19 protein-coding genes are annotated in these 25,884 nt (G+C 73.9%); 8 read left to right on the top strand and 11 right to left on the bottom strand.

Annotated elements, in window-relative coordinates; genetic code table 11:
• Positions 1–322 precede the first annotated feature (322 nt).
• From CNX65_RS37740 to CNX65_RS08265, 3 genes are all read left to right on the top strand, one after another.
• Positions 323–1,939, top strand: a complete 1,617-nt coding sequence (locus CNX65_RS37740) for an SMODS-associated NUDIX domain-containing protein (RefSeq protein ID WP_157767547.1) — start codon at positions 323–325, stop codon at positions 1,937–1,939.
• On the top strand, positions 1,936–3,024 hold the full coding sequence (locus CNX65_RS08270) for a hypothetical protein (RefSeq protein WP_157767546.1): 1,089 nt from the start codon (positions 1,936–1,938) through the stop codon (positions 3,022–3,024). Before CNX65_RS37740 ends, CNX65_RS08270 begins: the two co-directional genes overlap by 4 nt.
• A 100-nt stretch (positions 3,025–3,124) precedes the next feature.
• Positions 3,125–5,347 (top strand): M20/M25/M40 family metallo-hydrolase, encoded by a 2,223-nt coding sequence (locus tag CNX65_RS08265; protein ID WP_096492236.1) that lies wholly within the window; start codon positions 3,125–3,127, stop codon positions 5,345–5,347.
• A 3-nt stretch (positions 5,348–5,350) separates the two neighbouring features.
• Here CNX65_RS08265 and CNX65_RS08260 read toward each other — a convergent pair whose 3' ends face one another.
• A complete protein-coding gene (locus CNX65_RS08260) occupies positions 5,351–5,950 on the bottom strand; it encodes a DKNYY domain-containing protein (RefSeq protein ID WP_096492235.1) in 600 nt (199 codons plus the stop codon).
• Between the two features lie 524 nt (positions 5,951–6,474).
• Here CNX65_RS08260 and CNX65_RS08255 point away from each other — a divergent pair.
• Together CNX65_RS08255 and CNX65_RS08250 are read left to right on the top strand one after the other, a co-directional pair.
• On the top strand, positions 6,475–7,254 hold the full coding sequence (locus CNX65_RS08255; protein ID WP_157767545.1) for a hypothetical protein: 780 nt from the start codon (positions 6,475–6,477) through the stop codon (positions 7,252–7,254).
• Positions 7,247–8,065, top strand: coding sequence for a transporter substrate-binding domain-containing protein (locus CNX65_RS08250; RefSeq protein ID WP_157767544.1), 819 nt, complete (start codon positions 7,247–7,249; stop codon positions 8,063–8,065). The genes CNX65_RS08255 and CNX65_RS08250 overlap by 8 nt, the downstream gene beginning before the upstream one ends.
• Before the next feature lie 57 nt (positions 8,066–8,122).
• Here the strand turns inward: CNX65_RS08250 and CNX65_RS08245 are convergent, their stop codons facing one another.
• A complete protein-coding gene (locus CNX65_RS08245) occupies positions 8,123–9,805 on the bottom strand; it encodes a glycoside hydrolase family 64 protein (protein WP_096492232.1) in 1,683 nt (560 codons plus the stop codon).
• 788 nt (positions 9,806–10,593) lie between these two features.
• Between CNX65_RS08245 and CNX65_RS08240 the strand changes: the two genes are divergently transcribed.
• Positions 10,594–11,649, top strand: a complete 1,056-nt coding sequence (locus tag CNX65_RS08240; RefSeq protein ID WP_198320443.1) for a serine hydrolase domain-containing protein — start codon at positions 10,594–10,596, stop codon at positions 11,647–11,649.
• A 48-nt stretch (positions 11,650–11,697) separates the two neighbouring features.
• On the opposite strand, the gene CNX65_RS08235 is transcribed toward CNX65_RS08240, so the two are convergent.
• Together CNX65_RS08235 and CNX65_RS08230 are read right to left on the bottom strand one after the other, a co-directional pair.
• Positions 11,698–12,291 carry a hypothetical protein gene (locus CNX65_RS08235; RefSeq protein ID WP_096492230.1) on the bottom strand — a complete coding sequence of 198 codons (594 nt, stop codon included), beginning with the start codon at positions 12,289–12,291 and terminating at the stop codon, positions 11,698–11,700.
• Between the two features lie 104 nt (positions 12,292–12,395).
• Positions 12,396–15,833 (bottom strand): ATP-binding protein, encoded by a 3,438-nt coding sequence (locus CNX65_RS08230; protein WP_157767543.1) that lies wholly within the window; start codon positions 15,831–15,833, stop codon positions 12,396–12,398.
• A 194-nt stretch (positions 15,834–16,027) separates the two neighbouring features.
• On the opposite strand from CNX65_RS08230, the gene CNX65_RS08225 reads away from it, so the two are divergent.
• Positions 16,028–16,603: a hypothetical protein gene (locus tag CNX65_RS08225; protein WP_096492228.1), complete on the top strand. Its 576-nt coding sequence runs from the start codon at positions 16,028–16,030 to the stop codon at positions 16,601–16,603.
• A 65-nt stretch (positions 16,604–16,668) separates the two neighbouring features.
• On the opposite strand, the gene CNX65_RS08220 is transcribed toward CNX65_RS08225, so the two are convergent.
• Positions 16,669–17,223: a GtrA family protein gene (locus tag CNX65_RS08220; RefSeq protein ID WP_096497678.1), complete on the bottom strand. Its 555-nt coding sequence runs from the start codon at positions 17,221–17,223 to the stop codon at positions 16,669–16,671.
• 290 nt (positions 17,224–17,513) lie between these two features.
• On the opposite strand from CNX65_RS08220, the gene CNX65_RS08215 reads away from it, so the two are divergent.
• Positions 17,514–18,083 carry a C40 family peptidase gene (locus tag CNX65_RS08215; protein WP_096492227.1) on the top strand — a complete coding sequence of 190 codons (570 nt, stop codon included), beginning with the start codon at positions 17,514–17,516 and terminating at the stop codon, positions 18,081–18,083.
• 102 nt (positions 18,084–18,185) lie between these two features.
• Here the strand turns inward: CNX65_RS08215 and CNX65_RS08210 are convergent, their stop codons facing one another.
• The 6 genes from CNX65_RS08210 to CNX65_RS08185 all read right to left on the bottom strand — a co-directional run bounded on the left by CNX65_RS08210 (position 18,186) and on the right by CNX65_RS08185 (position 25,768).
• Positions 18,186–18,707 carry a methylated-DNA--[protein]-cysteine S-methyltransferase gene (locus tag CNX65_RS08210; RefSeq protein WP_096492226.1) on the bottom strand — a complete coding sequence of 174 codons (522 nt, stop codon included), beginning with the start codon at positions 18,705–18,707 and terminating at the stop codon, positions 18,186–18,188.
• Entirely contained in the window at positions 18,704–19,588 is an 885-nt protein-coding gene (locus CNX65_RS08205; protein ID WP_096492225.1) for a DNA-3-methyladenine glycosylase family protein, read from the bottom strand. Before CNX65_RS08205 ends, CNX65_RS08210 begins: the two co-directional genes overlap by 4 nt.
• Positions 19,589–19,774: 186 nt before the next feature.
• Positions 19,775–22,945 (bottom strand): ATP-binding protein, encoded by a 3,171-nt coding sequence (locus CNX65_RS08200; protein ID WP_096492224.1) that lies wholly within the window; start codon positions 22,943–22,945, stop codon positions 19,775–19,777.
• Complete coding sequence (locus CNX65_RS08195) at positions 22,942–23,571, bottom strand: hypothetical protein (protein ID WP_096492223.1); 630 nt, start codon at positions 23,569–23,571, stop codon at positions 22,942–22,944. Before CNX65_RS08195 ends, CNX65_RS08200 begins: the two co-directional genes overlap by 4 nt.
• Positions 23,572–23,611: 40 nt before the next feature.
• Positions 23,612–25,195, bottom strand: coding sequence for a tyrosine-protein kinase family protein (locus CNX65_RS08190; protein ID WP_096492222.1), 1,584 nt, complete (start codon positions 25,193–25,195; stop codon positions 23,612–23,614).
• 3 nt (positions 25,196–25,198) lie between these two features.
• Positions 25,199–25,768: a toll/interleukin-1 receptor domain-containing protein gene (locus CNX65_RS08185; protein WP_096492221.1), complete on the bottom strand. Its 570-nt coding sequence runs from the start codon at positions 25,766–25,768 to the stop codon at positions 25,199–25,201.
• Positions 25,769–25,884 lie beyond the last annotated feature (116 nt).

The following is a 25,884-nucleotide window of genomic DNA, read 5'->3' as shown; positions in this document are numbered from 1 at the left end:
AAAGGCCCGCGCGATCGACGGTAAAGCATCCGGGGGCGATGCAGAACACCTGGCAGCGATCTGGCAAGGCATTGGCCACGATCTGGCCACCACCACGACCACCGCCACCACCTGCGACAATGCCGGAAAACCGCAGTCCGACGCCCCGAACCCCCGGCCACCCGCAGCGACCCGCGAACACGCCCGAAGGACAATTCCCGGCCACTTAGTGGACGTTCTGCGCCGAGTTCGCACAAATTCGCCCGCCCGGTGCACACTGCACCCTGGCAAACGTTTTCAGGGGGTGTTCTCCGGATGCACGAGCGGGAGGGGGCTGGTCGCGGTGAGCGTGCCTGCGCAGCGGACGACGAGCAGGGGCGGCGGGCGGGGGCCGCGCGCCTGGGCGGCGGGTGGGCCCCGGATGGTGCGGGTGACGTTCTCGGCGGTGCTGCTGATCAGGGCGGGCGGCGCGCGGGTGCTGTTCGAGCAGCGGGCCGAGCGCGGCGTGTTCGGACCGGTCGGCGACGTGCTGCGCGGCCACCCGCCCGCCTCCGACGTGCTGCGCGGCCTCGGCTTCCGGGGGCAGCGGTGGGCGGGCTGGGGACCGGGGCCGCTGGCGGAGCTGGACGGGGAGGTGCCCGCGCGCTCGCTGGCGGAGCTGCGGCGGTGGTTCGACAGCGGCGCGTACCGGGAGGACGCGGCCGAGTGCCTGCGCCGGGCGCTGGCGTCGACCCTGACCGGTCTGGGCGCGGCCGACCTGGCCGAGGACGTGGCGTCGGCGCGCTTCGCCCCGCTGGGCGTCGAGGTCCTCGGCCCGGAACCGGTGCCGGGCAGCCCGCACCGCCGCCTGCGGCACCGGGAGCACCACGAGCTGGTCTGCGTGGACGCGCGAGCGCACCGCCTCCGCGACCGACTGCTGGAACTGGCGGCCGACCCGGACGTGCGGGAAGTGCTGGCGGCGACCGAGGAGCAGATCGCGCGCGGCCGGGCGGGGGCGGCGCTCGTGGCCGCGCACGCGGCGGTGGCGTGGGAGGCGGTCGGGGCGGGAGCGGGGGCGGTGGGCACGGCAGAGGTGGGCACGGCGGAAGTGGGCACGGCAGAGGTGGCCGCCGGGGCGGCCGGGTGGTCGGCCTTCCGGGACGTGGGGTGGGCATCGACGGTGGGAGCGGACCCCGGTTCAGGCGTGCGGGCGGCGATCCGGGGGGCGAACTCGGGCGATTCGGCGGGAACGGGGGTGGATCGGGGCGCGGAATCCCCCGGAGCCGGGCGGGCGCGGAGCGCGCGACCGGTACCGCAGGCGGGGGCGGGCGCCGGAATGACGGCGGATTCGGCGACCGGACCGATTTCGGGGGCCGATTTGGAGTTGGGTGGGGCTCGCGCACTCCCCGACCGACCGTTTTCGGCCCTGGCAACCCCACTAATCGAGCCGATTTCACCGGAAGTGCCACCGGTTCCGGCCGCGACGAGCGCGGCGTTCGCACTGGAAGCCGATTCGGCTGGCAGGCAGGTGGGCAGCGGAGAGGCGGGTGGCAGGCAGGCGGCAAGCAGGAAGGCGACCAGCGGGCAGGCGGCCATGGCCAGTGGACAGGTGGCCAGCAGGCAGGCGGGCGGCAAGCAGGTGGCCAGTGGGCAGGTGGCCAGCAGGCAGGCGGCCAGCGCGCAGGCGGCCGGCAGGCAGGCGGCCATGGCCAGCGGGCAGGTGGCCGGTGGACGGGCGGGCCGTCGACAGGCGGCCTCCGGCCCCGCATCGGCCGTCCCCCGGTCACCGGGCGGAGCGTGCGCGGGGTGCGCGAGGTACCCGGCGTCCACAGCGTCCGCGGCATCCACGCCGTCCACAGCGTCCGCGGCATCCACGCCGTCCACGGCGTCCACGGCGTCCACGGCGTCCGCGGAGTGCGCGGAGTGCGCGGCGTCCGCAGCGTCCGCAACGTCCGCAACGTCCGCGGGGTGTGCCCCGTGAGCAGGCCGCACGCCCGGCGGCGGGTGCTGGTCGGGGGTGGGCGGGGGGAGGTCGCGGTGGTCGACTGCGTGCCCACCGCCCGGTTGTGCCCGGACGGCACGGTGGCCGTCGACGTGGTGTTCGACCTCGGCGCGCTGCCGCGCGGGTGGCGGTACGCGGTGGCGTTCGTGCGCGGCGAGCTGTCGCCCGACACGGCCGCGGTCGGGCTGGACGGGCCCGCCGGGGTGCGGGTGTCCGGGATCGGCGGCGCCCGGTTCACCTGGTACGCGGGCGACTTCACCGGCCCCGGACTGCCCGGCGGGCCGCTGCGGCTGCGGCTCGTGGTGCCGTCCACGCGCGAGGAGCGCGAGGTGCGGCTCGCGCTGCGGCTCGACGCCTCCTACCTGCGCCCCCGGCTCGGCGGGCTCGGGCGCGGGCCGCTCGGGCACGCCACCGCCGACGTGCCCTGGGTGTTCCCGCTGGTCCTGCCCGCCGACCCGGCCGCCTCCCCCGCGACGCCGTCCGCGCGGGTCGCCTCCCGCCGGGCCGAGCGGTTGTGCCTGGTCGCGGACGTGGAGCGGTACAGCCGGTTCACGCCCGAGGAGGCCAAGGCGGCGCAGGCGCGGTTCGTGGAGGTGCTGCGGGTGGTGCTCGCGCACGCGGGCGTGGAGGAGTCCGCGGTGGCGCGGCAGAAGGCCGGGGACGGCCAGTTCGCGGTGCTGCCGTCCGGGCTCGACCCCCTGACGGCGGTCCCCCGGCTGGTGGAGGGGTTCGCGCTGGCGCTGCGCGGGGTGAACCTCGGGTTGGACGCGCACTCCCGGCTGCGGCTGCGGGTCGCCCTGGACCGGGGTGTGGTCGAGCCGGGCGTGAACGGGTGGGTCGGCGACGCCACGATCGCGGTGAACCGGCTGGTGGACTCGCGCGCCCTGCGCGAGGCGCTGCGCGACGCGCCCAGGGCCGACCACGCGCTCGCCCTCTCGGACGGGCTGCACCGGGAGGCGACCGCGCCGGGAGCGGGGCTGCCGGGGTTCCACCGGGCGCTCGTGGAGGTGCCGGAGAAGGGCTTCAGCGCCCCCGCCTGGCTGCGCGTTCCCACCGACGAGTGACCTCCCTTAAGGGGGTGTGGTTGCGGGGTGTGCAGGGATCTCCGCAGCTGCGCGCACCGGGACGCCCGGCCGGGGGCGCGGGCCGCACTAGGGTCGCCGGATGGTCGGCGTGCGGCTGCTCCGCGTCCTGTCCCTGCTGCTGGCGGTCGCCGCGGTGGGCGTCCTGTCCGCGCTGGCGTTCCGCCCGCCGCAGCCCGTGGCGGCGGACGCGCCGGACGGCGACTTCTCGTCCGGGCGGGCGATGGCGCACCTGCGGGAGATCGCCCAGCGCCCTCACCCGATCGGCAGCGAGGAGAACGCGCGGGTGCGCTCGGTGATCGCCGGGATCGCGCGCGGGCACGGCGCCGAGGTCGTGGAGGAGACCGACCGGGTGCTGGTCGAGCTGCCCGAGCGCGGCGTGACCAGGGACGCGGTCGTGCACAACGTGGTGGCGCGGGTGCCGGGGACCGCGCCGGGCGGCCGGGCGCTGCTGGTGGTCGCCCACCACGACTCGGTGCCCACCGGCCCCGGCGCGGCCGACGACGGGGCGGCGGTCGCGGCGGTGCTGGAGGCGATCAGGGCGCTGGGGGCGTCCGGCGGGGTGCGCGACGACGTGGTGTTCCTGTTCACCGACGGCGAGGAGAGCGGCTCGGTCGGCGCGCGGGCGTTCGTGGCGCGGCACGGCGTGGCCGGGTTCTCGGCGGTGCTGAACTTCGAGGCGCGCGGCAGCGGCGGCCCGGTGTGGATGTTCGAGACGGGCGCGGGCAACGGGCCGCTGGTGGCGGCGTTCGCGGGCGCGAGCAGCAGGCCGATCGGGAACTCGCTCGCGAAGGAGGTGTACCGGCTGATGCCGAACTACAGCGACTTCACCGTGTTCACCGACGCGGGCGCGAACGGCCTGAACAGCGCGTTCATCGAGCACGTCGAGGACTACCACTCGATCGAGGACACCCCGGAGGGCCTGGACGAGGGCAGCCTCCAGCACCACGGGGAGACCGTGCTGGGGCTGGTGCGGGCGCTGGGGAACGCCGATCCGGGGCTGGTGGCCTCGGGGTTCGCCGGGGGTGACGCGGTCTACTTCGACCTGTTCTCGCGGGTGCAGGTGGCCTACCCGGTGTGGTTCGCGGTGGGGCTGGCGGTGGTGACCGCGCTGGGCCTGGTCGCCGGGGTCGTGGTGGGGGCGCGGCGCGGCCGGATCAGCGCGGGCGGGGTGCTGCGGGTGTTCGGGGTGCTGCTGGGCGCGGTGGTGGTGGCGGCGGTGGCCGCGCTGCTGGGGTGGCGGGTGGTGGCGCGGGCCCAGCCGAGGGTGGAGTTCGCGGCGCTGGACAACCCGGCCGAGCCCGGCTGGTTCACCGCCGGGTTCTGCCTGCTGGGGCTGGCGGCGCTGCTGGTGGCGGCGCGGGTGCTGCGCGGGCGGCGACCCGGCGAGCTGGTGGCGGGCGGGCTGCTGCTGGGGGCGCTGCCGCTGGTAGCGGCGGCGGTGCTGGTGCCGGGGGCGACGTGGCTGCTGCAGTGGCCGCTGCTGGCCGGGCTGCCCGCGCTGTGGTGGGCGGCGCTGCGGGAGGAGGGCGGCGACCGGTCCGCGCTGCTGGAGTCGCTGGCCCCGCTGGTGGCCGCCGCGCTGTACCCGCCGGTGGTCGGCACGCTGCTGGTGGCGCTGGGCACGCCGCTGCTGGTCGCCGGGGTCGGGCTGGCCGGGGTCGCCGGGGTGCTGCTGGCCCCGCTGCTGGTCAGGCTGCCCGCGCGGGGGTGGGCGGGGCTCGGGGCGGCGGTGGTCGCGGTCGGGCTGGTCGTGGTGGGCGTGCAGCGGGCGGAGCCGGCGCTGCGCACGGCGCTGCTGTACCTGGACGACCGGGGCGGCGCGTCGTGGCTCTCCGGCGACCCGGAGGTCAGCGCGTGGACGTGGCACGCGCTGGGCGAGCGGCCGGAGCGCGGGGTGCTGCTGAAGGAGGACTTCCCGATGCTGACCGGCCCGCTGCTGCGCGCGCCCGCGCCGAGCGGGCTGCTGGAGCCGCCGGGGGTGGAGGTGGTGGCCGGGGACGGGGTCGCTCGGGTGGCCGTGCGGCCGGGCGCCGGGGTGTGGCGCACGCAGGTCGTGGTGCCCGCCGGGTGCCGGTCGGGCGGTCGGGACCTGCCCGCCGGGGTGGTGGAGTTCTACGGGCAGGCGGGCGGGTTCGGGCTGGAGTGCCCGGTCGGGGCGGAGCTGGCGGTCACCGACCACCGGATCGGGCTGCCCGCCGAGGTCGCGTCGCTGCTGCCGCCCAGGCCCGCGGGCGAGCTGCCGGTGCAGTCGGGGTCGCGGGCGTACGACGGCGCGCTGACGCGGGTGGTGGTGCGCCTGTGACCCTCACCGCAGCCGCTCGGCCAGCTCCCGCTCGGACAGCGGCTCCCCGTCCAGGTAGAACCGCTCGGCGTCGCGGGCGACCTGCCGGAGCCTGCCCGCGCTGGTGACGGTGAGCGTGGTGAACGTGGCCGCGTCGGCGGGCACCGGGCGCCACGCGTGGTAGACCCGGCCGCCCGAGGTGGAGTACAGCATCCGCTGGTCGACGATCCGCCAGTCTCCGGGGTCGGCGCCGCGCAGCGGCCTGCCGTGCGAGTAGCAGGAGCGCGCGTCGTGCCCGAAGAACCCGCCCAGCGACAGGAACGCGGCCGGTTCCGCGCCCGCGACGCGCACCGGCCGCCCCACGCCCGCCGAGAACACGACGACGTCCCGGTCGGCCCCGTAGCCGTGCGCGACGGGCTCGCCGAGGTCGTCGTGCACGACCCCGCGGTCGAGCGCGCGGAACGTGGCGGCGTCCGCCTTGACCCGGTGCCACGGCGTCCACACCCGCTCCGCGTCGCGGGCGAACGAGAAGCTGAGCACCCGGAAGGTCGCCGCGTCGGCGCGCGGCAACCGGTTGCCCATCCGCCACACCCGCTCCCCCTCGACCCGCCACGGGCTGGACACCGACCACCTCCACTCCCCGGACGGCGATTCCGGGTGACCTCGCCGCAAGGCGATCATAAGGGCATTTCGCGGGCCCCGGATCAGCGAATATGTTTCACAACTAACGTTTTCCGGTGGCTCCGCAAATGAACGGTCGAATCGATCGGATGGATATGCACCCGACCGTTCCGCAAAAGCCGACGACACCCGAGGCCATGCCCGCTGACCTGGAATCGAGCCCCCCTCGAAGATCGTTCCCGGTGCGCGCGCGTAACAACTCGGTCGAGCCCGGCGAATCCGAGGTCACCGGTGGGAATTCCCCGGATACTGGTTTCCCGCCTGCGCGGGAGCGAGGGGGTCGGGATGGGCGTGCCGCAGCGCGGGAACCGGTTCCGGCCGCACCGCGCCGAGACCGTCGACCGCGCGTGACCGCCCGCGAGCGCCGTCGCGCGACGCGGGCGCGGCGTCCGCCACCGGTGCGCGGCGGGGCGCACGGGTTGGGGCGCACCAGGCCTCCCCCTCAGGAGGGGGTGAAAGGGGTAGTGATGTCCGGTGGGACGCGGCAGCGCGGCGGTGTGCCGCCCGACGGGAGCAGGAGACCCGGCGGCCGGAAGCCCGGCGGGTCGGGGAAGCAGGCGGGCCCCGGCGCGCCGCCGCCCGAACCGCCCGAGGTCCACGACAAGCGCCTCGGCTGGGTCGGCTGGCTGTTCGGCGCCCTGTTCGTCGCCTCGCTCTCCCCGCTGGCGCTGCTCGACCTGAACGGCGCCAGCCAGCTCGCGGGCGTGATCGCGCTGCCGGTGTCGGTCGTGCTGGGCGCGCTGGGGCTCCTGGTGGCCGAGCGGCCGGAGCTGCTGCGCGGCCGGACCGGGCAGCCGGTCGACTGGGCGCGCAGGTTGACGTGGGCCGCGACCGTGCTGGGACTGGTGGGGGTCGGCGCGGTCGGCTACGCCGTCTGGGACGCCACCCGGCCCCTGGACGTGGTCGCGCCCGACGGGTTCACCGGCGGGAAGCCGTGGCGGGACGGGGAGGAGCGGGTGCTGGAGCTGCCCGGCTCCCCGCCCGAGCGGGACCGGCTGGTGCTGGCGCTGAGCCTGGAGAACGCGCGCAGGACCGGGGACTGCGAGCGGTCGCCGGAGCTGCGGTACACGCCCGTCGTGGACGGGCAGGAGCGGACCGAGGTGGTCGGCAGGCCCGGCGCCGCGGTGGAGCTGCCGCTCGACGGGGCGAAGCGGCAGGCGGCGGTGAAGGTCGTGCTGGAGTACTCCGGCGGCAACACCGCGTGCGAGGTCTGGGTGCGGGTGGACGAGGCGGTGCTGCGTGACTGATCGACGCGGGTTCCTGGCGGTGGTGGCGGTGCTGGCGCTGGCGGTGGGCTGCGCCGAGCCGGAGCGGCTGTTCCCCGAGCGGTTCGACGTCGGCGTCGCGCCGAACTCGCCGGGCTGGGGCATGGTCGACCCGGCGACCAACGAGCGCAGCGGCTTCGACGACGACCTGCTCAACTGGCTGGGCTCCGAGCTGGACTTCCGGCCCGAGCCGCTACCGGTGCGGACGGGCGACCGGGAGGCGGAGCTGCAACCGGGCGGCCGGGTGTCCATGGTGGTCGCCAGCTACTCGACCACGGACGCGCGGCGCGAGAAGGTCCTGTTCGCGGGGCCGTACATGCTCTCGCAGCAGGGCGTGCTGGTGCTGCGGGGCGAGGACGGGCAGCCGCGCTTCCCTGACATGGACTCGTTGCGCGGCAAGCCGGTGTGCGTGACGCGGGGGTCGACCTCGTCCGCGCAGATCCGGGAGTACCAGGGGCTGGGGCTGGTGCCGACCGAGGTCGGCTACTACGAGGAGTGCTTCTCGCGGCTGCGGGAGGGGTCGGCGGCGGCGGTCTCCACGGACCAGCTGCTGCTGCACGGGTACACGACCAAGCACTCGGACGTGGTGGTGCTGCCGAACGTGGCGTTCGGCCAGCAGGAGCGGTACGGCGTCGGGTTCCCCAAGGGCGACACCGCGCGCTGCGAGGCGGTCGCGAAGAAGCTGCGGCAGCTGCTGGCCGGGGCGCTGTGGGAGGAGTTCTTCCAGCGGAACCTGGTCGGGGCCGACCCGAAGGGGCACAAGCCGGACCCGAACGACATCACCTGCGGCTGAACGAGGAGCGGGGCGCCGGTCGAAAGACCGGCGCCCCGCTCCAGAACCGCCCGACCGTCAGGCCCGGCGCCACTTCTGGTTGGCCGTGCCGCCGCACTCCCAGATCTGGAGGACGGCGCCGTTGGCCGGGTTCCACTCGGCGATGTCGACGCACTTATTGGCCTGCGGGTTGACCAGGTCGCCCGCGCCGGACAGCACCCACTTCTGGGCCGCGTTGCCGCTGCACTTGACGAGCTGGACCGCCGCGCCGTTCGCGGTGGAGCCCCACGCCACGTCGGCGCACATGCCGCCGCTGCGCAGCGTGCCGTCCTTGAACTCCCACTTCTGGCCCGCGCCGCCGGTGCAGTCGGACACGGTCAGCCGCTGGCCGTCGGAGAAGTTGTTGTTCGGCACGGTGACGCACTTGCCCTGCCACGCGCTGACGATCGAGCCGCCCGCGGGCTGCGGGTCGTTCGACGTCGGGGGCTTCGTGGTGGTGGTCGGCTGGGTGTTGCCGCCGCCGTTGTTCCCGCCGCCGGTGTTGCCACCCCCGGTGTTGCCGCCCCCGGTGAACGGGGTCAGCGTGATGCCCGCGGAGCGCGGGTCGCCGGAGTGCACCAGGGACTCCTGGGCCTGGACGTCGTCGAACGCGAAGCCGTAGGCCCGCCCGTCCACCATGTTCTCGTGCACCAGGCGCGAGTAGTGGTTGGTGATGTCGCCCTTGTAGAAGTCGGCCGCGCCGCCACCCGGCTGGGTGTCGATCGTGCCGAGGGTGGAGCGGTGCAGCGCCGCGCACAGGGTGCGGGCGATCGGGCCGACCACCTGGTCGTTCGGCGCGCCCAGCTTGCCGTCGCAGCCCCACACGTCGGAGGTCGACGGCTTCTGGAACGAGGCGACCTGCTTGCCGGAGCCGTCGGTGAAGTTCATCGTCGAACCCGAGGTGCGCCCGAAGAACTTGACGCTCGGCTGGTCGGTGAACGGCACCACGGTCAGGGTCTTGCCGGTGTACGCGTTCCACGCCTGGGTGATGTACGAGTCCAGGTAGTTCGCGCTGAACAGCCCGCCCTCGGCGGCCTTGCCCGGCGCGAGGGCGCGCAGGACCGTGCCGTCCGACCGCGTCACCACGGTCTTCTCCCAGCCCTTGAGGCCCTTGAGGGTGCTCATGACCTTCTCGCGACCGCCCGGCTTCAGCTCACCGGTCTTGCGGGTCGCCCCGTCGGACCCGGTCACGCTGACGGCGTGCGGCACGGCGAAGTGGTCCACCTGCGAGCTGTTGATCCACAGGCCCGCGTCGTTGTAGGTGAACTCGCTCCAGTCGAACAGGATGTTGTGGTTCGCGTCGCCGGGCGACCAGGGCGCGGGCTGCACCAGGCCGTCCTGGGTCAGGAAGAACTTGAGCTTCTCCCCGAACGACATGTAGACGCGACCGGACAGGTGCTTGGGCACCTTGATGGTGGAGCTGGACCCGTTGGCCGGGCCGTTGATGGACACGTCGGGCGCGGGCGACGGCGGGTTGGTGCCGCCGGTCCACGCCGTGAACGCGCCCGACTGGTTGACGAACCCGAGCTTGCCGCTGCGGATGTCGGTGCCCAGCACGTAGAGGTGCACCGAGTCCGACCGGCCGCTGTTGTTCGTGACGGTGAGCGGGAGCTGGTCCGGCCCCGCCGCCGACGCGGGCTGCATCAGGGTGGTGACGGTAGCGGCGGTCGCGGCCGTGGCGACCGCCGCCAGCGCTCCCATCCACTTCGTTCTGGTGCGCATCGAGCGGACTCCTCCATCTGCTGCAGGGCAGTTCGGCCCTCGCCCCCTGCGGTTTTCAGGATGACCACCCGGAGGGCGGGACGGCAATCGTTCGACGTCCCGTGAGAGCGTTTCCACAGACTTGTTGGTCAACCGCTCGATGTCAAGGCCGGACTAATGCGCGACGGGCTTCCCCGGTGCGGTGCGGCGCACCCCGAGGAGGTGGCGCTCGTTATGCCCGACCGGGCGGTGGAACCGGGCGGAAAAGTTCCGGGAAAAGTTGTTATCGACCGCGACGGCGCTGGTGGGCAACGTCCTGACGTGCCCGAACACCCCGAGGGTCGGGTGGGCGCGCGAGCAGCGGACCCCACACCGGGCACGCCGGCGAGAGCGCGGAACGGGCCCTCTCACCCTCGAATTCCCATCTGCAACCAGATCTCGAACCCCTTGTTCGGCGAACTCCCCGGAACACCCGCCGCACCGGGCCGCACCCCCGCGCGCACTTGTTTAAGGAAATGCGAGGCGAATTTAAACCTCTTTTAAGGCAGTGCGCTCCGTGACCACCCGTGACGTGATCGACGCGCTTCGCCGCGGCCCGCGCCGGAACGTCCGCGAGGTGGGACGCGAATGCCCGGTGAACCCGAAAACCGCACCTCGCGCCGGGTCCGCCGGCTACCCTTGCGCACACCGGCCCCGGCCGCGCGACCTCGGCACCCGAGCGGCGCAGCGGCGGCCGGTGGTTGCGTAGAGTGCGCGGGAAGCGCAGGACATCGTTCAGGTTGGGGAGAGGCGTGCTTGAGGCTGCGGGGTTGAGCCGGCTGGAGACCGTGCTCGCGGCGCACGTCCACGACGGGGCGGTGCCGGGTGTGGTCGCGCTCGTGGCGCGCGGGGACGAGGTGCACGCCCAGGTGCACGGCGCGGCGGACCGGGGCGCGCTGCGCAGGGACGCGCTGTTCCGGCTGGGCGAGCTGAGCGGCGCGGTCACCGCGACGGCGGCGGTGCTGCTGGTGCAGGAGTGCGCGATCGGGCTGGACGACCCGGTGGCCCGGTGGCTGCCGGAGCTGGCCGAGCTCCAGGTCGCCTCCGACGACGACGTCACCGAGCCCGCGCGGCGCCCGGTGGTGGTGCGGGACCTGCTGACCATGACGGCCGGGCTGCCCGCGCTGCCGATCGCCACGCGCGACGGGCAGCTGGAGCCGGACGAGTGGCTGCGCAGGCTGGCCGAGCTGCCGCTGGCGCACCAGCCGGGGCTGCGCTGGGCGGCCGGGTCCGAGGCGGACGTGCTGGGCGTGCTGCTGGCGCGCGCGGTCGGCGAGCCGCTGGGCGAGGTGCTGCGCACCAGGCTGTTCGAGCCGCTGGGCATGGCGGACACCGGTTTCCGGGCCGAGCCCGAGCGGTTGGGGAGCGCGTACGCGCACCACCCGGAGAGCGGGGCGCTGGTGCTGGCGGACTCGCCGTGGAACGGCAGGCACAGCGCCGAGCCGGTGTTCGAGTCCGGCGCGGACGGTCTGCTGTCCACGGCGGACGACGTGCTGGCGCTGCACCGCGCGCTGCTGGGCGAGCGGCCGGACGTGCTGTGCCGGTCCGCCGCCGGGCTGATCACCTCGGACCTGCTGACCGACGGGCAGCGCGCGGGCCTTCCCGAGCCCGCGTGGGGCTTCGGGCTGGGCGTGGACGTGCGGGTGCGGCGGACGGACTTCGCCGGGGTCGGCCAGTTCGGGCGGCGGGCGGCGCTGGGCGCGAGCGCGTTCTCGGACCCCGGCTGCGGGCTGACCGGGGTGCTGCTGACGTCGGTGGCGCTGGACCACGCGGACAGCCGCAGGCTGCACCGGGACTTCTGGACGGCCGCCTACCAGGCGGTGTGAGGACTCCCTGGGCGGCGGGGCCGGGGTTCCCCCGCCGCCCGAGCGGGGTCAGCCCCGCGGTTGGAACGGCGGCAGCGCGGCGAACCGGGGGTCGACCCGGCCGGTGAGCGCCACGTGCCGCGCCCACGCCCGCGCCCTGGTGAGCGGGTGGTCGGGGAACTGCGGGTCGTGCTCGGCCGCGTCGCCGAGGTGGTGGGGCAGCACGCCCTTGAGCTCGGGCGCGTACGGGTGCGGGACGACCCAGTTCTCGTGGCCCAGGCGCGCCACGAGCACCGCCTCGCGCATCCCGGTCGTGCCCAGCTCCGGGGACTGGATCTTCAGCACGGCGCTGCACCCGGCCCTGGGCACGGTGTAGGAGGCCAGGAACACCTGCCCGGAGGGCCGGTTCGGGAAGGGCACCTTGAGCAGCTGGTAGAGGGCGGGCACGCCGTCGAGCCGCACGACCTCGGCCTCGATCAGGCAGCCCGCCTCGGCGGTGAACCCGGCGAGCCGGTGGCGCAGCAGGTCCACGTCCTCCAGCGCGGCGGGCAGGTCGGGCGGCAGGTCGAAGTAGTCGAGCGTGACGACGGCGCCGGTGGCGGGGTCGACCCACACCGCGGTGTCGCGCTGCTCCAGGCCGGTGGTGTCGAACGTGATCGGCATCTTGGCACCCTACGTGCCGCTGAACTGGGCGAAGGTGGCGAACGCGGGAACTCGCGCTGCGTGACGGGGCGGTCGCGGGCGGTGCGAGCCCCGCGCGCCCCGGCTCAGCGCGGCACGTCGACGATCGCCTTGACCGAGAAGCTCCCGTCCGGCCCGACCTCCATCACCGGCAGCCGCCGCCCCACCGCGTTCCCGGTACCCGCGTCGATGGTGAACGCCCCGCCCGCGCCGAGCACCCGGTTGCGCTCGCGGTCGAACCGCTCCAGGTCGGCCCGCACGTCCTGCCGGGACGGCAGCTCCCCCGCCGCGGCGTTCATCCCCCGGCTCACCCGGCTGATCGACTCGCGCGCGGTCAGCACCGCGTCGTGCATCATCACGCCCCACCCGTCCGCCAGGTCGAGCGGGTCGAGTCCGAGCCGCTCGACCTGGGCGACCAGCGCGTCGAACTCGGCGATCCCGGCCTGCCGCGCCGCGTCCGGGTCGACGTGCGGGGTGTAGAGGATGCGCAGCGACGCGTCCCGCGCGCCGGGCCGCAGCTCGGGCCTGGTGCGCAGCAGCGCGGCGTCCGAGCCGGTGACGAGGGTGATCAGCCGGTCGCGCACGCAGTCCCGGCCGCGCAGGCTCTCGATCAGGTCGTCGAGCAGGACCGCGCGCCCGGCGTACAGGACGGTGTCGGGCGCGCCGTCGCCGCACAGGTCGCGCATGATCTCCCGGAACTGGACGTCCAGCGACCCCTCCACGTCGAACTGGCCCTGGACGGTGATGGCGGGCCTGCCGGTGGCGGCGGCGATCTGCTCGAACTCGCGGTGCAGGGTGGCGGTGTAGAGGTCGCTCTCGCTGTTGTCGTAGACCAGGACGGCCTCGCGGACGTCGGTCTGCGCGAGGTGCCGGGACAGCACGCCGATCTGGTCGCCGGTGGTGCTGTTGACCCGGACGAAGCCCTTGACGCGCTTGCCGTCCGCGTCGGTGGCGAAGCCGGTGGCGGTGACGACGGTCCCGATCATGGGCAGTCCGGCGGCGGCCAGCGCGAGCGCGGTGTCGTGGGCGGCGGTGGTGCTCAGGCCGACGCCGACCACGCCGACGATCCGCTCGGGCTCGATCAGGGCGGTGAGCTGCTCGACCACCGGGCGCCACTCCTGCTGGCGGCTGCCGGGGTTGGCGAGCAGCAGCCGCACCTTGGGCAGCCGGTCGCCCCCGTTGGCGGCGAGCTGGGCGACGTGCGCGCCCGCGAGCTGCGCGCGCACCCGCCGGTCGGTGACGCTGCCGCCCGCGTGGGGCGTCAGCGGGGTCAGCACCACGAGGGTGACGTGGGGCAGGTCGGCGACCCGCTCGTTCTCGGCCAGGATGGCGGCCGAGACGCCCTCGGCGGCCGGGTCGAACGCGTAGGAGCCGTCGGTGACGCCCACGCACTCGCCGCCGCGCTCGTGCACGCCCTCGGCGCAGCGGGTGAGCAGCTCCCACGAGTAGCCCACGACCGCCGTCGCGGCGACGGCCAGCACGGCGGCCAGCGCGAGCGCGCGGACCCTGGAGCGGGTGCGGGCCCCGGCGGGCAGCGGCGGGGTGAAGTCGACCGGTTCCTCGGCGGGTTCGCGCCAGCGCCCGGCCTCCCCCGGCCGCTCACCGCCGCGCGAGCGCAGCGCCGAGGCGGCCCTGCGCAGCGGTTCGGCGTTGCCGCGCTGCTCGCGGCGCAGCTCGTCCAGGTCGGCGGCGGCCCCGGTGAGCAGGTCGGCCCGGTCGCCTCGGGAGAGCGGGTCCTCGGCCAGCCAGAGGGCGACGACGAGCCGGGCGGTCGTGGCGCGGGCGCCGCCCCGGTGCGGCAGGCCCAGCTCGGCGAGCAGCCTGGCCGGGACGACGAGCGCGTCGGGCAGGTCGTTGGGGGCGGTCGTGGCGGCGCGCAGGGCGGCCAGCCAGCGCTCGGGGTCGTCGGCGAGCGCGGTGAGGCGGTCGACGACGGCGGGCACGTCGCGCAGCGCGAGGGCGTGGTGCAGCCGGTCGTCGGGATCGCCGTTGTCCCGCAACCAGGTGTGCGCGGCCCGCCAGCGCTCCGGGTCGGCGGCCAGGCGCAGCAGCAGGGCGTGGCGCAGGGCGGGCAGCAGCACCGGGCGGCCGTCCGGTCCGGGGGCGCGCAGCCGGTCGGGCACCGGGTCGCGGCCGGGCGGGGTGGGGGCGAGGCCGCTGTCGGCGAGCCGGACCGCCTGCTCGGCGTCGCGGGCGGCGGCGCACAGCTCCAGCAGCGGCAGGTCGTCCCGGTCGGTGGTGAACTCGCGCACCAGCCGCTGCGCGACGGTGGTCCTGGTGCGGTCGGGCTCGTCGGCGGCGGGGCGCCAGCGCCTGCCGAGCACGGCGGCGAGGGTCGTCGCGGCGGGGCCCGTGTCGGCGATCGCGGTGACCAGCAGGGCGGTGGCGGCCGGGTGGCCCGCGGTGAACCGGTGCACCGCCGAGGCGATGACGCGGCGCGAACCGGGCCAGGCGGGGGCCCGGTCGGCGATCAGCTCGGTGACCTCGTCGGCGGTGAGGTCGCGCAGCGCCACCGGGTGCGCGTCGGGCGCGCCGCGCGCGATCCACTCCTCGGGCCCGCCGTCCTCGGCGGCCACCGCGGCGTCCTCGCCCGCCACGTCCTCGACCAGCTCCGCGCCGCCGGTGGCCACCACGAGCAGCGGGTCGGCGTCGGAGCCGCGCGCGGCGACCAGCGCGCTGTAGAGGGCGCGGCCCGCCTCGCAGTCCAGGTCGTCCAGCAGCAGCGCGCAGTCCAGCGACCAGGAGCGGGCGTCGGCGCCCCGGCCGAAGGCGGCGCCGGAGCCGAACGCGGCCCGCAGGTCGGCCAGGAACGCCCGCCACATCCACTCGGCGGCCTCGCGCTTCTCCTCCGGGTCGGCGTCGGGGCGGGTGAGGCGGTGCACGCGGGCCAGCTCGGCGTAGGCGCGGTCGCCGGAGCCGAACCAGTCCACACCGGAGCCGAGCAGGGCGCGCCTGCCCAGCGGGCGGGACACCAGGCCGCGCAGCACGAGCGCGGGCGCGTAGCGGACCGCGCCCGCGACGCCGGGCAGGCCGCCGACCACCGGCAGCAGCTCGCTGACCTCGGCGGCCCGGTTGGCCAGGAAGTCCTTGAGCCGGTCGACGCTGCGGTACTGCTCCAGCACCTCGCGGACGCGGGCGCGCTGGTCGGCGGGGTTCTTGGCGTCCCCGCCCCGGAAGCTCGCCGCGACGACGGCCCGCGCGGTGAAGAACCGGGGGAACGGGATGGCCCGGTAGCCCGCGGCGGTGCGGTTGAGCTCGAACGCCAGGTAGGTGAGGACCTCCCAGGGGGCGTCCGGGTCGAGCTTGGCGCAGTCGACGCGGGCGTGCGGCACGAGGTCGGTCATCCGGTGGGCCAGCTCGTCCAGCAGCGCGGTCTTGCCGCAGCCGCGGGGCCCGGTGAGGATCAGGACGGGCGTGCGGCGGGACGTGGGCGCGCCGCGCGCCTCCGGTCTGGTCTGGAACTCTCGGACCAGCGCGAGCACGCGCTGCCTGCCCGGTAAGGGAACCCGGTCGTCACCCGTCATCAGCGCAGCCCCTCCCCGAGCGCACCCCGAGTGCACATGGTCGCCCCGGACCGGCCCCCTGTCACGCCTCCGAACGCCGTAGTCGGCGGGTGCCCACCCCGCCGCTCCTCCGGGCTCGGACCGCACCCGGATGATCACCTGCGGTGCCCAACCCCTGAGATCGCCGCCGCCCGGCCCGGTGCGACACTGCGGAGGTGAGACTGCCCGAACCGGACGCGATCCACGCGTTCATCGCCGAAACCCCCTGGTCCACCCTGTTCCACGCGTACGGGAGCGCCTCCGACACGCCCGAGCACCTGCGTGCCCTGGTGGACGGCGGGGACATCCGCGCGGCGCTGGACCACCTGTCCTCGGCCGTCGTGCACCAGGGCACGGTCTGGTCCGCCACGCCGCCCGCGCTGGCCGTGGTCGGGGCCGTTCTGGCGCAGGGCGACCTGTCGCAGGCGACCGTGCGGCGGCTGCTCGCGGTGGTCGACGAGGCCACCTCGGCGCTGGAGCTGGACTGGACGGGCGAGGACTTCGCCGCCGTCGAGTCGCGCGCGGCCAGGACGTTCCGCAAGGACGTCGCCGCGGCGGACGACGAGGACGAGTTCCAGGAGCTGTGGGACGACAACCCCGAGGTGGTGGACGAGCTGATGCGCCGCGCCGCCGCGGACTGCCTGCGGCTGTTCCCCGCGCTGCGGGAGGTCGTGCAGCCGCTCGACCCGGAGCTCGCGGCGAAGCTGGAGCTGCCGGGGGACCTGGCCGACCGGGTGGTAGTGCCGAGCTGACCCTGAGCTGACCCCGTGGTGATCCGCGGCGCCGGGAACCCCCGGCGCCCGACCACGCGCTCCGCTCAGGCCGCCCGGTCGAGGTGCGACCGGGAGCGCGCGCGCCCGCGAACGCGCCTGCGCGCCGGGCGGTTGGCGCTCCCGTCCCGCTGCGGGAACACCCAGCGGCGGAACGCCCACCACCGGAACACCATCGCGACCAGCGTGCCGAGGACCATGCCGCTGAGGAAGTCCGCCGCCTCCTGCACGAGCAGGCCCACCTCGGGCACGCGCAACCCGACGACGTAGCGGGACACCACGAGCGGCAACGAGTTGAGCCCGATGCCGACGGCGCTGATGAGGAAGAACAACGCCGCCTCGTGGTGCCGCTCCCGCCCACCCCTGGTGTTGAAGGACCACTCGCGGTTGAGGACGTAGGAGACGATCGTCGCGACGATCGTGGCGATCACCAGCGCGGTCACCGGCTTGCCGGTGAGGACGGTGAACTTGAGGCCGTAGTTGACCCCCGTGGTGACCAGGAAGCAGGTGGCGCCGACGACGAGGAACTTCAGCAGCTCCCTGTGCCGGAAGACCAAGGTCCGAAGCGGGGCGGGCACCAGGGAGAGGACCTTGCTGAACATCGGCACGCAGCGAGCCTAGTCCAACGCGAAACACTCTCCGTTTCGGGAGATCACCGTGCGCTATGTCCTTTTTGTCCGATGCACACCCCCGCGCGCACCGGCTCCCCACCCCCACCCACCCCCTGCAAACGGGTAATCCAGGTCACCATCATTCACACCTTCAGGCAGCGACTTAAGTAGCGCAGTTCCCCTCCCCCGCCCCCCTCAAACCTTTGACTTGGATTCCCCCTTCCGGTCCAGTGGTTGCTGCACGACCGATAGCAGGAACAGGGGACACAGGGGAGAGAGCGATGAAGCTCGCAAGGGGAATCACCAGGGGGACGACCGCCGCATTCCTGGGAATCGCGCTGATCGGCGCGCTGCCCGTTTCCGCGGTGGCCGCAGCACCACCGGAGCCCACCTCGTCGGAGATCGCGTCGAAGGCGGAAGCGGCGCCGCAGGTCTCACGCCGGGAACTGCTCGACCGCGCGGCGAGCTGGTTGACCGCGAACAACGGCGAGCAGGTGCCGTACTTCAACGACCAGCACTGGGACGGCTGGCGGCAGGACTGCTCCGGCTACGTGTCGATGGCCGCGAAGCTGCCCACACCCGGCCCGAACACGGTCGCACTGGCGAGCGCGGACTTCACGCACGACATCGCCGCGGCCGACGCGCTGCCCGGCGACCTGTTCATCGACTCCACCGGCGAGGGGATCTCCGACCGCCACGTGGTGATCTTCGAGAAGTGGAACAACCCGGAGAAGACCGAGTACACGGCCTACGAGCAGCGCGGCGACCACGGCACGGACCACCGCGCCAGGAAGTACGGCCTGGGCGGCGACGAGTACGAGGCGAAGCGCCTGAACAACGTCGTCGACTGACGCCCGATCAGCTGAGCGAAAAGGGTGGGCGCGGGTTTCGAACCCCGCGCCCACCCGATTCTGAAGTGCCAGGGGGAAAGCCGCGCGCCTGCGATCCGGGAACTACCTGGAGCCACCGGAACTCCGGCTCAGCGGCGCCCCCTCCAGCTCCAGCAGCCACAGCTTCCGCTCCATCCCGCTCGCGTACCCCCGCAGCGACCCGGTCGACCCCAGCACCCGGTGGCACGGCACGATCAGGCTGATCGGGTTCCGCCCGTTCGCCGCCCCAACAGCCCTGGCCGCCGTCGGCGCGCCCACGCGGACCGCCAGCGCGCCGTACGTCGTCGTCCCCCCGTACGGGATCGCCCGCAGCTCGTCCCACACCGCCCGCTGGAACGGGGTGCCGCGCGGGTCCACCGGCACGGTGAACTCCCTGCGCCTGCCCTCGAAGTACTCCGCGAGCTGCTGCGCCACGTCCGCGAACGCCTCGTCGTCGCGCTCGCCGAAGGTGTAGCTCTCCGGCAGGTAGCGCTGCTCGCACACGTACAGCCCGGTCAGCGCCCCCTCCGGGGTGGCGACCAGGGTCAGCTCGCCCAGCGGGCTGTCGAGCGTGGTGTGCACGCGGTCCACGTCCGTCCTCCTCACGTCGGCATGGTGTTGACCGGGTGGTCCCCGGTCGCCCACAGGTGCTGCACGGCGTACGCCCGCCACGGCGACCAGCGCCGCGACCTGCGCCCCAGCTCCCCCGCGCGGTCTGGCAGGCCCAGTGCCGTCGCGGCGGCGCGCACGCCCAGGTCGGTGGGCAGGAACGCGTCCGGGTCGCCCCAGGCTCGCATGGCGACCGTCTCGACCGTCCACGGGCCCAGGCCCGGCAGGGCGAGCAGGGCCGCGCGGGCGCGGGCCCTGTCGCAGTCGGGGCCGATGTCCAGGCCGTCCGCCAGCGCGGTGACCAGGTTCAGCAGGGCGGTGCGGCGGGCGCGCGGCATGGCCAGGGTCTCCGGGTCGACCTCCAGCAGCGCGCGCGGCGTCGGGAACAGGTGGGTCAGGCCGCCCTCCGGGTCGTCGACCGGCTCGCCGCGGTCGAGCACCAGGCGGGCGGCGTGGGTGCGGGCGGCGGCGGTGGAGACCTGCTGGCCGAGCACGGCGCGGACGGCGAGCTCCTGCGGGTCGGTGGTGCGGGGCACGCGCCTGCCGGGGGCGGCGGTGACGAGCGGGGCCAGCACCGGGTCGGCGGCGAGCGCGGTGTCGACCTCGGCGGGGTCGGCGTCGAGGTCGAGCAGGAAGCGGCAGCGCTCGGTGGCGGCGTCCAGGTCGGCGGGGTCGGTCAGGCGCAGGCGGCACGCCACGTGGTCGGGGCGCGGGCTCAGCGCGACCACGCCGGGGCCGTGCGGCAGGCGCAGGGTGCGGCGGTACGCGCCGTCGCGCCACTCCTCCACGCCGGGCACGGCGGTGGCGACCAGGTGTCCGAAGAGGTTGTCGGGCAGCAGCGGCGCGCGGAAGGGCAGGCGCAGCTCGACCTCGGTCATGGGCACCTGGGGAGTGTGCCGCACGTCGGCCGTCCGGCGCTGGCGGGAAACGGCCGTCCGGGCGTGTCGGACCCCCGTGAAGCACCACGCCACCGGGGAGAACACCGCCGCGCGCCGACCCGCCGGGCCACCCGCGCGTCGCCCGGTGGTCGCGGCGCGGTCCGCCACCGCGCCGCGACCACCGCGCTACGCCCCCCGCCCGCCGTCCCCGGCGCGCGCCCGCTGCAGGACCTCCTCGGAGTGCAGCGGGCTCGCCGGGTGGTGGCTCAGGCACAGCGGCGTGGCGACCTTGCGGAAGCCGAACGCCTCCCCCGACACGTAGAACTGGGCGCGCTCCAACCGGGAGATGTCCGCGACCGAGCTGCCCTTGGCCCTGGCCAACTCGGTGGCCGCGTTGATCTGGACCGGGCTGTTGAGCCTGCCGAAGAACTGGGTCGTGCTGTTGCCGACGACCTGGTTGTGCAGCCCCTTGGGGGCCTGCGTGGCGAACACCAGCCCGAGCCCGTACTTGCGGGCCTGCGAGGCGAGCGCGATGGTGCTGCGGGTGCTCGCCAGCATCGTGCCGGAGGGCGCGAAGTTCTGCGCCTCGTCCACGACGAACAGCCCGCCCAGCGGGCGTTCCCCTGCGGGGTTGCGCTTGATCCAGGAGAACAGCTCCATCTGGAGCTGGTTGACGAAGCTCTGCCGCTGCTCGTCCGAGGGCAGCCCCATGAGGTTGATGACCGAGATCCTGGCGCGCTTCCCGTCGGCGGGGGTGAGCAGGGCGCCGGGGGCGACGGGGTGGCCCTCCCCCGCGAACAGCGGGTCGTTGACCACGGCGGCCTTGAGCACCTCGGCCAGGTCTGCGGCGATCTTCCGGCCGTCGTTGATGTCGGTCACCCCCTCCGGCAGGTCGGCCAGCAGGGCGATCAGGCCCCGGACGCTGCGCGATCCCGTGCGGGCGTGGCGCTCCACGGCCCCGCGCAGCACCGCGAGCCCGATGCTCGTCCTGGCGGTCCCCCCGGTGAGCTTGGCCTGCGGCGCCAGCGCCGCGACGGCCACCTCGACGGCGGCGGTGAACTCGTCCCCGTCCGCGACGGCGAAGTCGGGCAGCGGCTGGAAGGCCAGCGGCCGACCGCTCGCCCAACCGGGCGTCCAGACGACGACGTCGGTCCCGGCCAGGTAGCGCCCGGCCAGCGCGGCGTCCCCCGGCGCCCACCCCTCCGGCGCGTCCGGCCAGGCGTCGCCGAGGCGGGCCAGGTCGTTGTTCGGGTCGAGCACGATCGAGGAGACGCCGCGCAGCGCGCACTCCTCCACGATCCGCCGCAGCAGCACGGTCTTGCCCGACCCGGAGCCTGCGAAGACGGCGGTGTGCTTGCGCAGGGCGGCCAGCTCGACCTGGACGGGGGCGCCGCCGACGAGGGTCGTGCCGACGGTGATGGCGTCGGGATCGGGTGGTGGGTGGGTGCCGTCCGAGCGGTCGGCGGCGGGGTTCTTCGCGGGGCCCGCCTTGCGGCGGGACGCGGGGGCTCTGGGGGTGGCGGCGCGGTGCGTGGTGAGGGCCTTGGACAGGGCCGAGGAGAGCAGCTGGGACTTCCCGGCGGGCCGTCGCTCGATCAGCCAGTCCTGGTACTCGGCGTGCCCGGCCTCGGTCATCTGCTGCAACGCCCAGAACGTGCGGACGTCCGCGTCGGAGAGCTTCACCTTCAGCCCACCGGCGGCCTCGAACTCCGCGAGCTCCTGCTGGGTCTTGATGCCGGGGGACCAGGCGGAGGCCCGGATGACCACCAGGTGCCGGTTGTCGGCCTTCTTGGTCTGCCTAGCGGCCGACTTGGCCTGGCGGAAGCGGTGCAGCACGGAGATGTGGTGCTTGGCGAGGATGACCCGGAAGGCCCAATGCTCCTGCAGGTCGGTCTTCTCGTCCACGTTCCAGGTGAGCCAGGCGTGCAGCTCGTTACCACTGGTGCCGGGCTTGCGCTCCCACTCCATGTTGTCGGAGCCGACCTCGCTGATCCACGCGCGCAGGGCGCCGGACAGCAGCTCGGGCATGACTTCGTCCTCGTTTTTGGGGTCGAGCAGGAACGAGCAGTCCGCCTTGGCGCGCAACCGGTCGTACAACGCGTCGAGCTCAGCGAACTGGTCGGAGGTCGTGGCGGGCTTCGGGGCCTGGTCGACGGACTCCGGCAGCAGGGGGGCGAACTCGTTGAGCGAGTCCAGCTCGAACACCTGCCCCTCGCGCAGGCAGGTGTCGATGTGGGCCCCGAGGCGCTTGATGAGACCGCGCGGCGTGTGCGGCTCCCAGTTCTCCTCGAAGGCCGAGGGTCGGATGGGCCACGTCGGGTAGGGCGGGGTGAACCCCTGGTTCCGGTAGGCCACACCGAGGCGCTTCTCAACGAGTGCGCTGCCGAGCCTGGGATCGTTGATGTCGCCGAGGGTGATCTCCTCGCGGAAGCGGTCGGGCACTGTGTCGGATGCCTTCGCCTTGAGCCCGGCCCAGGTGCTGGGCAGACACATGAGCACGGTGACCGTTCGACGGGTGACCTCGCGCAGCCGCATGAGCCCGTCGGCGATCTGGGCCATGAGGTAGTCGTCGGAATCGGCGTCGCCGGTCTGCGCCATGGTGCGCCCCGACCTGGCGACCAGGGTGTCCAGCTGGTCGACACCGATCACGATCGGACCGGTCAGCGCGAGCAGGCGGGTGATGTCGCGGACCAGCGCCAACGAGGGCTTGCGCTGGGCCCGGATGCCCCACTTGCGCCGCTCGCCGCTCTCCTCCTCCTCGAAGCCGCCCAGGTAGTGGTCGCCGACGTACCGAACAGCCGACTTCTGGCTCGCGCACAGGACCAGAGCCCTCGCTGTGTCACCGCACTCCATCGCGAGCCTGCGGTCCAGGCCGTACAAACCTTCCACGAAGGCGTCGACGTGCTTCCTGGTGAGCCTCCTGCCGCCCAGCACGCCTGAAGAGACGTCAGAGGGCAGTGCCATGAGGGAGCACAGCCTGCGCAGGAAGCTGATGAGCTGCAAACCGCCGGAGTTGTCGACGCAGGACAACCCGGTTCGCAGTGCTTCGACCGTGTTCTCCCAGAAGGCGTCGCCGTCGGTCAGGTCGTTGAGGAAGAAGTAGCCGCTCACCTCGTGCACCTTGCGCCGGGCGAGCCCGAGCAGGTGGGTCTTGCCGATCCCCTTCTGGCCCTGCAGGACCAACCCGATGGGGCTGGGTCCGTCGCTGCTCTCCGCGTCCTTGACGCAGCCGTCCAGGGTCATCGAGGCTTTGTCCTGCAACCCTTCGACGTGGTAGGGGGAGTCCCGCCACACGTGATCCGGTGTTTCCGCCCAGTTCAGGCTCAGCCTGCTCAGCACCGTCAGGTGATCGGTCATGACAGCTCGATGGAGATCGAGTGCTTGTCGTCGCCACCGATGCGCACGGCGGCGTCGTGATCGGCCTGCGTGAGGGCCTTGCGGTTGGACTCGGGCTCCAGCTTGACCCGCTCGGTGCGGCTCAGCTCCTTGAGCACCGAGGTGACCTGCCCGTGCGGAATGCCACCGAGCCTCGAACGCAGCTCGGCCAAGGCGACCCAGGCGCGCGGGGTCCGGGCCAGCTTGCGGTACGCCTTGCGGACGCGCTCCTCGATCTCCTCGGTGGTCAGCTCCTCCCCCGTCTCGAAGACCTCGTTCAGCTCCACCCCCTCCCGGCGGAAGTACCCGTCCACCCCCGAGGTGACCAGGTAGAGCGCGTTGGTGAGGGTGCTGCTCTGCGAGGTGGGCGGCGGGCCGTCGGCGCGGAACTCCTCGCTGCACCACTTCCAGCCCTCGTCGGTGAGCTTGTGGTAGTAGCAGCGCTTCTGCCTGCTCTCGACCAGCCCCTCGTCGTTGAGCTTGGTGCGGTCCTGGCCGGTGAGCGTGAACCCCACCGCCTTCTCCAGGTCCGGGTTCGACACCTCGCGGGCGATCACCATCAGCGCGAGCATCGCCGCGGTCTGCTTGGTGCTCAAGCGATCGGTCATGGGACGTTCCTCCTGCACGTGGTCGGTGCCGCCGGTGCGACTAGCCCCGGCGGGTGGCTCTGTGGTTCTCCCTGGTGGCCTGGTCGAGCAGCGCGCGGGTGCTCGCGGGCGGCCCGGTGCGCGCCTCGTCGTTCGCGCGCGGTTTGATCGCCTGGACCAGGTCCTCGGTCAGCTCCTCCAGCTGGTCCGACGCCTGCTGCTCGAGCGCGGCCAGGGTGGCGCGCAGGATGTCGTCGACCAGCTCCCACCTGGGCGGGCGCAGCGTGGCGCGGTGCGCCTGGCTGAGCACGTCGGCCAGCCCGTCGCCCTCCTGCTCGCCCGCGAGCTGGGCGGCCAGCCCCCTGGCCGCGTCGAAGGGCTGCGGCGCGCCCGCCAGGCGCAGGGAGCGCAGGTTGCGGATGGAGCCGGGCAGCGCGCCCGCCTCGGTGTCGGCGGTGAGCAGCGGGACGACGCGCCGGTCCTGGTCGGGGTTCCACCGCAGGAACAGCTCCACCTCGGCGGACTGCCACCGGCTGACCTCGCCGTCGACCAGCAGGCACAGGTGCCTCGCCGTGTCCGCGCCGTCGCTGAGCAGGGACCGGTCGCCGGACATGGACAGCTGCGCGGTGAGGCCGAGGTCGCGCAGCTCCCCGACGAGGAGCTTGGCGAAGTCCCGCATCCCCCTGGGCGCGCTGATCCGGATGTCGTGGGTGAACTCGCGCTTCTCGTTCCTGGCGGCGGAGACGTAGGTGTCCCGGTTGTCCGCGAGCACGGCCGTGTGGTCGAAGCGGTGGGCGACCAGCGCGGCCACCGTCTCCAGCGGGTAGCTGATCTGCTCGGGGCCGGGCTCGGTCTCGGTGAGGACGGACAGGTGCTCGCCGAAGCTCCAGTAGGAGACGTAGGGCAGGGTCAGCTGGCGGATCATCAGCTCGGCGGTGGTCCGGTCGTTGAGCCAGTTGTCGAACAGTCCCGACGTCTCCTCCGCGCACCTCTGCCGCCACCAGTCGGCCCGGTCGTACTCCTCCCGCGCGTCGAACCGCGACAGCAGCGGCAGGACGGTGAGCTGGGAGCGGTCGTAGGGCAGCCGGTCGCGGGCCTCGTCGGACCGCTTGGCGATGTCGACCACGCCGCGGATGCTCTGCTCGTTGGCGGTGTACAGGACGACCAGGTAGTCGGGCAGGTGCGCGGTGCAGATGCCGCCGATGTCGGTGATGCCGGTGCGGCTGTCGAGCAGGACGAAGTCGTAGTCGGCCACCCACCGCGCGCGGCAGCGCTCCAGGTAGGCGCCGAAGTCGAGCTTGTACAGGTCGTCCCAGTCGATCTGCTGGATGCGCCCCGCGTACTCGGGGCCGCCGTCGCCCGCCGCGAGCAGGTGCAGGGTGCCGCCGAACTCCAGCTCGGTGACGTGCGCGCCGGTCCACTCCCGGTGGGCGCGGAAGTCGTCCACCAGGTCGACCACGCCGCTCGCCGGGGGTTCGTGCAGCAGCTCCCGGAAGTAGTCCTGCAGGCCGGGGGCCTCCAGGTCCCAGTCGACGCAGAGCACCCGGTGCCCCCAGCGGGCCAGCAGGACCGCGACGTTGGCCAGCGCGAAGCTGCGGCCGACCCCGCCCTTGTACGAGTAGAAGGTGACGACGGTCCCCGGCATGGGTCAGTACCTCGGCACTCGGGAGGGGGTCGGCTCGGGGGCGGCGGGGGTGTCGACCGGCCAGTCGGCGCTCCACCTCGGGGCCCGCGCGATCTTCTCGACCAGTTCGAGCGCGATCTTGTTCACCGCGTCCCCGAAACCCCGATAAGCGCGGGTTTCCTTGAACTGCGGTGTGGTGATGTTCCAGCGCTTCAGGTCGTGCATGTCGATGCTCTTCGCGAAGCTGGGGAAGTTCTTCGAATCGCAGAAGATGACCGGGCAGGTCAACGAGGAAGGCGGCATTCCCGCGGCTTTTTCCCGATCGCTCATGGAGTGCCACTCGGCCAGGCACCACTCGTCGAAGAAGTACTGCGGCGAGCACACGGCGAGCAGCACCTTCGACCGCCGGAACGCCCTGAGCGCCTGGTCGAAGCCGTCCTCAGCCGCGGTGGAGGGTTCGAAGTAGAAGCCGACCTCGCCCAGCGACTGGTCCGCGAGCGATTCGACGAGCGCGGGGCGGAGGTGGTTCTCGACCCAGGCGGGAACCGCCGCGCCGTCCCGGCGGTAGCTGATCATCACATCGTGCTCGTACACCCGTGCACCGATTCTCAGGAGTGGGCTGGGGACCAGACGACCTTAAGCGGGGAACTCCGCGCCAGAACAGAGCAAAAAGCCGACAAAAAGACGACAGCTTCACGACAGCGGTTCCC

Source organism: Actinosynnema pretiosum (assembly GCF_002354875.1).
In the GTDB taxonomy this organism is placed as follows: domain Bacteria; phylum Actinomycetota; class Actinomycetes; order Mycobacteriales; family Pseudonocardiaceae; genus Actinosynnema; species Actinosynnema auranticum.
The sequence above is the reverse complement of the archived record's forward strand: the minus strand, read 5'-3'. Positions and strand labels throughout refer to the sequence as shown.